Source organism: Geminocystis sp. (assembly GCF_041753295.1).
Classification (GTDB): Bacteria; Cyanobacteriota; Cyanobacteriia; order Cyanobacteriales; family Cyanobacteriaceae; genus Geminocystis.
Window position 1 is genome coordinate 1 of the sequence record NZ_JBGSUU010000117.1, and the last position, 11939, is coordinate 11939.

The 11939-nt window shown below is 33.2% G+C and carries 11 protein-coding genes and 1 pseudogene; 10 read left to right on the forward strand and 2 right to left on the reverse strand.

The genetic code is table 11. The annotated features are described in order from the left end of the window. From ACEW8E_RS14565 to ACEW8E_RS14595, 7 genes are all read left to right on the forward strand, one after another. A partial coding sequence (locus ACEW8E_RS14565; protein WP_373481083.1) for a hypothetical protein occupies positions 1–200 on the forward strand: 200 nt, incomplete at its 5' end. Positions 201–300: 100 nt separating this feature from the next. Continuing rightward, positions 301–2118 carry an NAD(P)H-quinone oxidoreductase subunit F gene (locus ACEW8E_RS14570; RefSeq protein WP_373481084.1) on the forward strand — a complete coding sequence of 606 codons (1818 nt, stop codon included), beginning with the start codon at positions 301–303 and terminating at the stop codon, positions 2116–2118. Between the two features lie 433 nt (positions 2119–2551). Then, complete coding sequence (locus ACEW8E_RS14575; protein WP_373481085.1) at positions 2552–4024, forward strand: NADH-quinone oxidoreductase subunit M; 1473 nt, start codon at positions 2552–2554, stop codon at positions 4022–4024. Positions 4025–4150: 126 nt separating this feature from the next. Next, positions 4151–5422 carry a CO2 hydration protein gene (locus tag ACEW8E_RS14580; RefSeq protein ID WP_373481086.1) on the forward strand — a complete coding sequence of 424 codons (1272 nt, stop codon included), beginning with the start codon at positions 4151–4153 and terminating at the stop codon, positions 5420–5422. 266 nt (positions 5423–5688) lie between these two features. Then, entirely contained in the window at positions 5689–6090 is a 402-nt protein-coding gene (locus ACEW8E_RS14585) for a fasciclin domain-containing protein (RefSeq protein ID WP_373481087.1), read from the forward strand. Positions 6091–6533: 443 nt separating this feature from the next. Then, positions 6534–7484, forward strand: coding sequence for a glutathione S-transferase family protein (locus ACEW8E_RS14590; RefSeq protein ID WP_373481088.1), 951 nt, complete (start codon positions 6534–6536; stop codon positions 7482–7484). A 35-nt stretch (positions 7485–7519) separates the two neighbouring features. Further along, positions 7520–8170: a class I SAM-dependent methyltransferase gene (locus tag ACEW8E_RS14595; protein ID WP_373481093.1), complete on the forward strand. Its 651-nt coding sequence runs from the start codon at positions 7520–7522 to the stop codon at positions 8168–8170. 88 nt (positions 8171–8258) lie between these two features. On the opposite strand, the gene ACEW8E_RS14600 is transcribed toward ACEW8E_RS14595, so the two are convergent. Further along, positions 8259–8993, reverse strand: coding sequence for a DUF1995 family protein (locus tag ACEW8E_RS14600; RefSeq protein ID WP_373481089.1), 735 nt, complete (start codon positions 8991–8993; stop codon positions 8259–8261). A gap of 183 nt (positions 8994–9176) precedes the next feature. Between ACEW8E_RS14600 and fabD the strand changes: the two genes are divergently transcribed. Beyond that, positions 9177–10040, forward strand: a complete 864-nt coding sequence (gene fabD, locus ACEW8E_RS14605) for an ACP S-malonyltransferase (RefSeq protein WP_373481090.1) — start codon at positions 9177–9179, stop codon at positions 10038–10040. A 45-nt stretch (positions 10041–10085) separates the two neighbouring features. On the opposite strand, the gene ACEW8E_RS14610 is transcribed toward fabD, so the two are convergent. Further along, positions 10086–10418: a hypothetical protein gene (locus ACEW8E_RS14610; protein WP_373481091.1), complete on the reverse strand. Its 333-nt coding sequence runs from the start codon at positions 10416–10418 to the stop codon at positions 10086–10088. Between the two features lie 59 nt (positions 10419–10477). On the opposite strand from ACEW8E_RS14610, the gene aat reads away from it, so the two are divergent. Together aat and ACEW8E_RS14620 are read left to right on the forward strand one after the other, a co-directional pair. Beyond that, positions 10478–11053, forward strand: a complete 576-nt coding sequence (gene aat / locus ACEW8E_RS14615; protein WP_373481092.1) for a leucyl/phenylalanyl-tRNA--protein transferase — start codon at positions 10478–10480, stop codon at positions 11051–11053. 167 nt (positions 11054–11220) lie between these two features. Next, positions 11221–11939, forward strand: a pseudogene (locus ACEW8E_RS14620) (IS5 family transposase); the annotation flags it as partial.

Genomic DNA, 11939 nt, shown 5'->3' on the forward strand with positions numbered 1-11939 from the left:
TTGGTTATCGCCATTATCCGCCCGTGTGCGGTTGTTCTTATCTTATCAGAATTTTCAACCGTTGTGACAAGATAGAACGTTTATTTATCTGTCGAAATTCATCCCACACTTGTTTGATTTATTTTTTGTTGAAAACAAAGTGTGGGGCTTCTTTCGACATAGAAGCTAAATCTTATTATTTTTTTTCTAATAATCATTGACATTTATCTATTGATTAATTATTATGAATACATAAAAATCAATAATATAGCTTCCAAAATATCCAATAGCTAAATTTACTGTGATTATTAATTAATAACTATGAATTTTTTTAGTGAAAATATTTTATTTATTCCTTGTTATACCTTAATTGGAGGCTTATTTGCCTTATTATGGTCACCCGGTGTTATACGGAAAACAGGATCGCGCCCTGCTGGTTACATTAATATTTTGATGACATCTTTTGCCTTTATTCACAGTGTCATCGCCTTATCTCAAATTTGGGATAATCCTTCTCAAGAATTACGATTTTCATGGTTAGAAGCCGCAGGTTTAAATATTTCTTTTGACGTACAAATTTCCGCTATCAGCGTTGGTGCATTAGCTTTAATTACAGGGTTAAATGTTTTATGTCAAATCTACGCTATCGGTTATTTAGAAATGGATTGGGGATGGGCGAGATTTTACGCACTGATGGGATTTTTCGAGGCGGGAATGTGCGGTTTAGCTTTATGTAACTCACTATTTTTTAGCTATGTTTATTTAGAAATTCTCACCCTTGGCACTTATTTATTAGTAGGTTTTTGGTTTGCACAACCTTTAGTTATTTCAGGTGCGAGGGATGCTTTTTGGACAAAACGAGTCGGGGATATTCTATTATTAATGGGTGTAATTGCCATTTATCCTTTAACAGGTAGTTGGAATTATACGGATATGGGAAATTGGGCGCAAACTGCCAATATTAATCCTACTTTTGCCACTTTACTCAGTTTAACTTTAATCGCAGGACCCATCGCTAAATGTGCGCAAATTCCCTTACAATTATGGTTAGATGAGGCTATGGAAGGCCCTTTACCTGCTTCTATCCTCCGTAATGCTATCGTTGTGGCAGTTGGTGCTTATGTGCTTATTCAGTTACAACCACTTTTAATGATTTCTCCCATCACTTCAACCGTAGTAATTGCCATTGGTGCTATAACCGCCGTGTTATCATCATTAATTGCCATCGCCCAAATTGACATAAAACGGGTGCTTTCTTATACTGTAAGTGCTTATATGGGTTTAGTCTTTATCGCCGTTGGTAGTAATCACCCCAACACCGCTTTATTGTTAATCGTCATTTATGCCGTTGCCATGGCTTTACTTTACATGAGTATCGGCACTATTATTATTAGTAACATTACTCAAAATATAACTCAATTAGGCGGTTTATGGTCTCGTCGTCCTATTTCTGGCATATCTTTCTTAGTAGGCACATTCGGTTTAGTAGCTTTTCCTCCTTTGGGCGCTTTTTCGATTCTTCCCCGTCTTGGCAATGAATTATTAGCGACTCAATCATGGTTATTCGTTGTTTTACTGTTAGTCAATGCCTTGACAGCTTTTAGTCTTTTACGCGCTTTTTCCTTGATATTTCTCGGTGAATCAAAACAAATGACAGTGCGATCGCCTGAAGTATTGTGGGCGATGGTTTTACCGATGATGATATTAACAGGCGTTACCTTACATTTACCGTTAATTTTAGAACAATTTAACCTCATTGATTTTGATATAAAATTAGGAATATTCTTCACTTTATCAACATTAATAGGAGGCGGATTAGGGATAATAATATACAGTAAAAAAGCGATAGATGAAACCATAACAATTATACCCGAATTTATCCGAAATTTCTTCGCTTATGATCTTTATATTCAAGACATATATAAAGTAACAATTGTGGGCATAGTAAATTTCACCGCAAAATTAGCTTACTGGTTTGATAAATATATAGTTGATGGTGCAGTAAATTTAGTAGGTTTAAGTACTATTTTTGGAGGACAGGCTTTAAAATATAGCACATCTGGACAATCTCAATTATATGTTTTAACAATTCTTTTAGGATTAGTTTTTGTATCAATAATATTCGGCTTAACTAAATAAAAAGTCAGATATTTAATAGAAACTAAATTCCTTAAAAATTAATACAAATTAAAAGGAATTAATAAACTGTCAACAATTAAAATATACTAAAATCATGAAAAAATAAAAGACTTACTAACAGCCAGAAAAGCTAATGTTAAAACTGCAAGTAGAAACCCTAAAAAAATTCTCTGTTATAGCTCAATTAATAGCAGAGAATAAAAATTGTGAGTGGTTACTATGATTTAGCCACAGTTAAAGTTAGCTTAATAAGTTAAAGTAAAAATTGTGTAACTAACAAGAAAAAAGTCATAATTTTTAGATTAAAAAGAATCTAACTTTTACATTTTTCATCACCTATCGTTAAAAATAACCTCAATTAACATAACAAATATATAACTAGAATTTTTGCACACCAAAGTGACATCAATTTTAAATCTATTATCATAAACAAATGCTTAACTTAACACTAATTTTGCCGATTATTGGGGCGTTAATAATAGGAATTTTACCTAATCAAAAAGAAAGTAATATCCATAAAAATATTGCCCTTATTTTTAGTAGTATCGCCTTTCTTATTAGTCTCTTAATAGCCATTAAATTCGACTATACTAATGGTAGTTTTCAACATCAAACTTATTTAGAATGGTTACCATTTTTAGGGTTAAATTATACTGTCGGCGTTGATGGTTTATCCTTACCCTTAGTAATTTTAAATGGGTTAATAATTACCCTTGCTATTTATAACGGAGAAACAAAAGAAAATGCTGTAAATAAACCCAAACTTTACTATATTTTAATTCTCCTATTAACTACCTGCGTAAATGGTGCATTAATCGCCCAAAATTTATTACTATTCTTCCTCTTTTACGAAATAAAATTAGTACCAATTTATCTTTTAATATCAATTTGGGGAAGAGATAAACGTAATTATGCAGCCACTAAATATTTACTTTATACCGCCTTTTCTGGCATCTTTGTCTTAACGGCATTTTTAGGCTTAAATTTCCTCACCGATGGCAATACTTTTGATTTTGATAAAAATACAACAGGAGTCTTACCCCAAGCCAAACAAATTTTATTATTGCTAACTGTCGTCATTGGTTTTGCCATCAAAATTCCTATTTTTCCTCTTCATACATGGCTACCAGATGCTTATACAGAATCATCTACACCGCTATCAATGATGTTGGGGGGAATTATCTCAAAACTTGGCACTTATGGCTTAATCCGTTTTGGTTTACAACTATTTCCTGACGTTTGGGGTGATATATCACCATATTTAGCTTTTTTAGCAGTTATTAGTGCAATTTACGGCTCATTAGTCGCTATTTCTCAAACAGACATCAAAAAAATGATAGCCTATGCTTCTCTAGCGCATATCAATTTTGTGGTGTTAGCTGTTGCAGCAAGTACATCTTTAAGCATATTAGGAGCAATTTGTCAAATGTTTGCTCATGGTTTAATCGTAGCTTTATTATTCCATCTTGTTGGTATCATCGAAGAAAAAACGGGTACAAGAGAATTATCAAAATTACATGGGTTGATGAATCCCTATCGTGGCTTACCTTTTGTCGGCGGTTTGATGATTTTAGCAGTGATGGCAAGTGCTGGTATTCCGGGTATGGTAGGATTTATCGGGGAATTTCTATCATTTCAAGGAAGTTTTACTGTTTTTCCTGTTTATACTCTCATTTGCTTAATTGCAACAGGTTTAACGGCAGTTTACTTTGTTATCCTCTTAAATCGTGTCTTTTTTGGCAGAATGGAGAATAAAACGGGATATTTACCGAAAGTTAAACTTTTTGAGCATCTTTCTGGGGTTATACTCGCTATAGTTATCATTTTCTTTGGCTTACAACCTTCCTTTTTAACTAATGTTAGCCTAAATACCAGTGAAGCGATCGCAATGTTAAGTAATAACTAACAATTAACAATTAACAATTAACAATTAATAATGGATGATTCTTCATTAGTCATTGATGATTTATAATTTGTGACTTTTCATTTTAAATTCTAAATTCTAAATTCTAAATTTCCCTAACCACTAACTATGATGAAAACTGCAACAAAAATTCCCCCATCAACTCACCAATTTGCTGATATTATCCATCGTTTAGAAGCTGGTGGTTCAATGTTACCAGATACGCCAGAAAATTTAATGCAAATTATCGGTATTTATAAAGCATACGCTGTGCCGATGGATTTTTATTGGCGAGATTTACTCTACATCGCCGAGAGAGTTTTTATCAATCCTCTTCCCTTCTTTAAATATTTCATCTCCCAAGAATATCTGGATTTGCCTAATCATTACGCAGGTGATAGCGCCGATTTAAGAATATGGAGAGGAGAAGCAACGGCACATCCTGAGTTACTCGCCTTCATGGAAAAAGGAGAAACTACTAAAATGCCAAAATTAGTACATCATTTATTACATGATCGCATTAATATGGAGTTTGCTGAGGCTTGTATGAGGGCGATGTTATGGCATGGTAGAGATATGGGTATGGGCAAATTTGACGCTTATCTCGATAGTGATGAATATAAAGCTAACGCTGATGTTGCCATCAAAGCCTACTTTAAAGGTAATCCCGTCATGGCTGGTTTATATAAACTATTCCCTGAAATGTTTTTAGAACAAGTACGTCAAGCATCTTATTATAGTAACTTAGGATTATTTTGGGAAGTCATGGCGCCCGTTTTTTTTGAAATGTCAGACTTATATGACGAAGGAAAGATGACAACGGTAAAAGAAGCGATGGATTTTCTGGTAAATGGTATATTTGCCATCGCAGGAAGGCCAATTTATCATCATATATATGTAGAAGGAAAATGCTATGAAATTATCCCTAAATCAAAAGGATTTACTTGGCTTTATGAAGCAGCATTACCTTATGTCGAAGCCGTTTTTTATCGCACTTCTCCTTTTCGAGGTACAAAATCTTACAATGCTCAAGCTAATCAAGTGCCTAGTGAACAAAAAGACTTTCATTATGGTATCCTTTATGCTGATGTCTTTCCTGTCGGTAGCGCTGGAATCCCCCCTACTTTGTTAATGGATGATATGTTGCACTTTTTACCGCCTTATCTTGTGGAATATTATCAACAACATTGTCGAGGAGAAGATGATATGTTAATTCAACTAGGGGTAACTTTTCAACGCTCAATGTATAATGTAACCTCAGCCGTAATTCAAGCTCTAAGAACAGCTTTACTATATCCCCTTGATGACAAGAATCCCAAACATTTAATGAAAAATCGTCAATTTTTTGAGATGCAAATGGATAGATTTAAACGCCCTGAAGCTCGTTTGTCAGATGTTTAGAATTCAGATTATCGATAACATCCATCATAGATATTACCATAAACCGTAGGGTGGGCAATGCCCACAATATATTTCTTACATCCATCAAGGAATAGGGAATAATGATAATAATTGATGATTTATAAACAAGAATTTATTTTAATTTTCTTTTTTAGAGATGTCTAATGATCACATCACAAATTACAAACAACCATCAACAACCAAAATTCACCCTTGAAGGTGGGTAATACCCAACCTACATTATTATAAAAGGAGATAAATTAGAAATGCCTAATATAGTCGAGATTGCCGTTAGTAACGATAATTTTAAAACATTAGTCGCCGCAGTACAAGCCGCTGACTTAGTTGATGTATTACAAAGCGAAGGCCCTTTTACCGTTTTTGCACCTACGGATGCAGCTTTTGCCAAACTCCCACCTGGCACAATTACAACTTTACTGCAAAATATTCCTCAACTAGCCCGAATTTTAACCTATCATGTGGTGTCAGGAAAATTAATGAAAGCTGATTTAGCAAAAGTTAATTCAGTTATTTCCGTTGAAGGCGCGCCCATTTCCATTGACTGTAGTGACGGTTTTGAGGTGAAAAATGCCACGGTTATTATGGGTGATATTGAAGCTGATAATGGCGTAATTCATGTCATTGATAATGTCATTTTAATGGGATAATTGAAATAAGTAATACTTAATGAGTAATGAGTAATGAGTAATGAGTAATGAGTTAAGAAATTAACATTTTCCATCCTAAAATAGATTTTACTTTTTATTTTGCAAGAGATCTACTTTCAAAAAAGCAACAAAGATTATCGGTTATTTTTATGAATTTGAAAGTCCACAATGCCTAAATAGTACAATAATGACATTATCTTTAGGAAAGCTAATATCAAAATTTCATCAAATATTTTAACCGAAGCATACTTTTTTCAATAGTTTTAGAGGATTATTTAAAAAATTTCTCTAAGGACTTGACAGAAAAAAAGAAAAGAGATACAATAACAACCATAGGGGATTAAAAGTCCACTACTGGTGTGAGAGAATTAAATAGAGAAACCTTTGGGGTCGAAACATGGCAAGACTCCCAGAGGTTTTTCACTTTTAGGGCATAATTGATCATGACAAAACAAAATCAATCTTTACCGACATCTTTTCTTATTGTTACGGGTAGATTTATTTGGCAAAAATTATGGTTATTGATGATGTCAAACTTAGCACCTAGTAATGATAAAGGTAGTTATAATCGCCCATCAAGTCAATTTTGTCATCAGATTAGTCAAGAAAAAGATAGTATTTATACAGCAGAAGCAGGGCGTTATAGTTTATATGTTGGCATAAGTTGTCCTTGGGCGCATCGTACTTTAATGGTAAGGACATTAAAAGGTTTAGAAAATGTTATAGAGGTTAATTTTGTTATTCCTGCGGTAAATCAAGGAGGTTGGATAATGGAAAATACTTCTGAAAATTGTCAAACCTTACGGCAACTTTATCAACTATCTAAACCTAATTATAAAGGACGTTGTACCGTTCCAGTTTTATGGGATAAAAAAACAAAAACTATTGTTAATAATGAAAGTAGCCAGATAATTATTTTACTGAATAATGAGTTTAATCAATTCGCTAAAAATGCGGATTTAAACTTATATCCTGATGATTTAAAAATAGAAATTGATCCATGGAATGAAAAGATTTATCATCATATAAATAATGGTGTTTATCGTTGCGGTTTTGCTCAAACTCAATCAGCTTATGAAGAGGCTTGTAAAGGATTATTTGGGATATTAGATGAAATTGAGGGAAATTTGACGAATAATCGTTATTTATGTGGTAATAACCTTACTTTAGCTGATATTCGGTTATTTACTACTTTAATTCGTTTCGATATAGTTTATTATAGCTTGTTTAAATGTAGCGTAAAAATGATCAAAAATTATCCAAATTTGAGCAGATATTTAGATGATATTAATAACTTATTAGACATAAAAAATACCTATGATTTAAACATGATAAAAAAAGATTATTATGGTAATTTATTCCCCCTTAATCCTAGTGGAATAATACCTTTATAGTTAATAGTGAAAAATTCTTAATTCTTAAAATTATGATTGATCGCATTTTAGAACCAGAAGTAATGGATAATGATATAGAAGCCTATGAATATGATCAAATGAATTTTACTGATGTTAATACTGATTTTGCCTTATTAACAAGTAAATTAAAAGAAAAAAAAGCAAAAGTATTAGATATTGGTACAGGTACAGCACAAATTCCTATTATTCTCGCAGATTTACAACCGCAATGGCATATTATCGCCGTTGACTTAGCAGAATCCATGCTTAAATTAGCTAGTAAAAATATTGAAAAAGCAGGTAAATCTCAACAAATTACTTTAACTTTAGTTGATGGCAAAAAAATGCCCTATGATGATCATAGTTTTGATATTGTGATGTCAAATAGTTTAGTTCATCATATCCCTAACCCTTTAGATTTATTTAGAGAAATTGATCGAGTTGTTAAGTCTAATGGTAGTATTTTAATTAGAGATTTATTACGTCCTGAATCAGAAAATGATATTGAAGAAATAGTTAAACAAGCCAATTTAGACTATAATCCTCGTCAAAAAAAGTTATTTAAAGATTCTCTAAACGCTGCCCTAACTTTAGATGAAATAAAAGAAATAATATCGCAAATTGGTTGGCATAATGCTCAAGTATATCAATCTTCTTCTCGTCATTGGACTTTAATAATAAATTAAAATTATTAGGAATTAAAACTGAGTTTTCTGTTAATATAACATGGGTTAATTTTTTACTGAAAATATTTAAAATAGTAGTGATTAATCATCAATTACTTAAGGCTTTTAAGAAACTTTTTATTGAGCCAAAAAACCCTAAAGATAGACTAGATTTTTGATTACTATCTCCATCATTTTCTCCTGCTAAAATTCTATCTAATGTTTCTCCTAAAGGTTTTTGTGATACTTCAGCCATTAGTTTATAGTCTTCTTCTCCTTCTTCTTGTTGCCAAACTTGCCATAAATTAGGATAAGTGCGTAGTACCACGGCGGAGTCTAATGGTCTAAAATAATAACAAGATTCTAATATACTTAAAAATCTTTCTCTTAATTGTCTAGCTGCGTAACCAATGCCAACGATGGAAACGTCTTCCAATTGAGGAATTAATAATATAACAGGGCGATCGCCAGCGAGGTTACATAATTTTTCTACCAAAGAAACTTCTATCGCCGAAGGAGAAACCACCAAAAAAAGTTGATCTGTTTCAGTAATCTTCATATCAACAGGAGTACGACTACTACCAATATCAGTAACTCTAAAATCCGTTTCTCCCCATTCTCTTCTTGCCAAAGCAGCCGCACCCGTATCAGGAAAAATTACTTTTAAACCGATGCCATATTCATCTTTAAAAAATTCGGCAAATTCTAAGGCTAAATAGTGTGCTTTTAAAGCAATTTCAGGAATAACTAAGTCAACGGTAATGCGATTACAACCGCTATCTAAGGCTACTTTTAACGCTGATTTTGCTTGTAAAATAGAGTCTTCTAAAGTTTCAGGAATCATATAATTAATTAGGGGATAGGAGAGAGGAGATAAAAGGAAACGGGGAGATAGGTATTGAGAATTAAAAAATTTTCCTGTTTTTCCAATCCTCTATTTTACCTTTCTACCTGTGCACTTTTTCAATAATGCTGAACTCAAATGATATAATATTGCGTTGGCACTTTGAGAAAAATTTTATCATAAATGACTAAAACAGCGTGGGTATTTCCAGGGCAAGGTTCACAAGTTCAAAACATGGGTGTAAACTTACAAACTATGGCGATCGCCGAAGAAAAATTTGCACAAGCAGAGGACATTTTAGGTTGGTCTGTGTTAGAAATATGTCAGGGTGACGAAGAAATTTTGTCTCGTACTCTTTATACTCAACCTTGTCTTTATACCATCGAAACTATTTTAGTGGATTTATTGAAAGCAGAGGGGAAAAATCCTGATTTAGTTGCAGGGCATAGCTTAGGGGAATATGTCGCCCTTTATGCTGCTGGAGTTTATGATTTTGCTACAGGCTTAAAGTTAGTGCAAAAACGAGGGGAGTTGATGGATAAAGCCGAAGGGGGGAAAATGGTAGCTTTAATGAAATTTGATAGACAGACATTAGAAAAGGTAATAAATGCCACAGAAAATGTAGTCATTGCTAACGATAATAGTGATGGTCAAGTAGTTATATCAGGTGAACCAAATGCAGTAGATTTCGCCGTAAATGAAATAAACGCCAAATTAGCCGTGCCTTTAAAAGTTTCAGGGGCTTTTCATTCTCCATTAATGGCTATCGCCGCTTCAGAATTTACTCAAATTTTAGAAAAAGTTACTTTTAATACTGCTAATATCCCAGTTTTAAGTAATATTGATCCTACTCCCAACCATGACGCAGACACCATTAAACAACGATTAATTGCACAAATGACGGGGGGGGTTCGTTGGCGAGAAATCATGGTAGAATTGCCCTTACAAGGCATCTCAGAAGTGATAGAAGTAGGACCGGGTAAAGTCCTTACAGGGTTACTTAAACGCAGTATTAAAAATGTAAACTTAATTAATTTTGACGGTTAATAATTCAAAATAAAAAACGAAAATTTCTCATTCCTAATTATTTTTCTAGCTTTCGCCACAACAAGTGTTAATGCCTAAACTCTTAAGAATTAAATCACTAACAGCATTGGCGATGGCAAATTCACTATAAAAACTTTTCTGAAAATCAAAAGATTGCATTTCCATTACAATAGCAATCACTAATGAACCGAGATCGTTTTCTCCTTCTAACCGTTGACGAATAAAGATTTGAGCTGCCCTTAAAGCAATGGTTTCATTGATAATTTCAGGGATAAATTCTTCATTTAACCATTTATGTAAACTCTCTTTAAGCCATGTTTGTTCAACATCAGGATTTGTTACAGGAGGTAAGACAATAGGAGGAATAGGTTGAGACATGATTAAATATTATTATATGTTTCCTTTATTAGAAATTATATATATTTGGTTCATTAGTTATGATAGATATTTCCTCTATTATTCAAGGATACGCCCATGGTAATTTTTTAATGGCGGATGACAACAATGTTTTAGCATGGTATTCTAGTGACCAAAGAACTTTAATCCCCTTAGATGAGGGTTTTCGTTATCCAAAATCTTTACAACGAGTTTTGAATAAAAATCATTTTTCTGTAGCTATTAATCGAGATTTTTTAGGAGTTTGTCAAGGTTGTGCTAATAGAGAAACTACTTGGATTTCTGAAGAATTAATTGATATTTATTTAGAATTAAATCGCACTGGTTGGGCTTATAGTTTTGAAACTTGGCAAAATGATCAATTAGCAGGAGGTATTCTTGGTATTGTTATTCGAGGTGCTTTTATTGGGGAATCGATGTTTTTTAATATTCCCGATGCTTCTAAAGTGGCTATGGTTAAATTAGTAGAACATTTGCGAAAACAACAATTTGTATTACTAGATGCTCAAATGCAAAATCCTCACCTTGAAAGATTTGGTTCTTATATTATTGATAATAGACAGTATATGAAATTATTAGCCAAAGCCCTTGATACTCAATGTCATTTTGACATATAAAAGATAAATCAATCAATTTTGATCTGGTTTAACTGACATGACGCACTCATTAACCTGTCAAGTTTTAATAGGTATCAGGTTTTAGGGCGTGTCATCAATTAGAACTTAAAACAAGATAAAATATATATCTGAATAATTTTTTGACAAAAACACCCTGTGGTAAGAAGATGCCTCGTTGTGCTTTAAGAGATGATCAATGGGAAAGAATTAAAGATATGCTTCCAGGTAGATTTGGCACTATAGGAGTCACCGCCAAAGATAATCGATTATTTGTGGAAGCAGTTTTGTATCGATATCGAGCCGGTATTCCCTAGAGAGATTTACCTGATAGATTCGGAGATTTTCGAGTGGTTCATACTCGTTTCAGTCGTTGGAATCGAAAAGGGGTTTGGGAAAAAATTTTTGGAGTTTTAAACCGTGATGCTGACAATGAATATTCCATGATTGACTCAACTATAGTTAGAGCCCATCAGCATAGTGCTGGTGCAAAAAAGGGGATAAAAATGAAGAAGCCATTGGTAAGGGAGGTTTAAGTACAAAAATACACGCTACCGTTGATGCTCTTGGCAATGCTACAGGATTTTATCTCACACCAGGACAAAAGTGTGATCTTGATGGTGCTGATGTTTTACTAGAGGATTTGGAAGGGGATACTTTATTAGGGGATAAAGGTTATGATGCCGATGAGAGAGTAATTGAAAAACTGGAAAAACAAGGCAAAACAGCAGTTATACCGCCAAAGAAGAATAGAAAAAATCAACGAGAATATGATAAATATTTATATCAAGCAAGACATTTAATAGAGAACTTTTTTGCCAGATTAAAACAGTATAGAGCAATCGCTACGAGATATGATAAACGAAAAATAAATTTTAAAAGGAGGTAT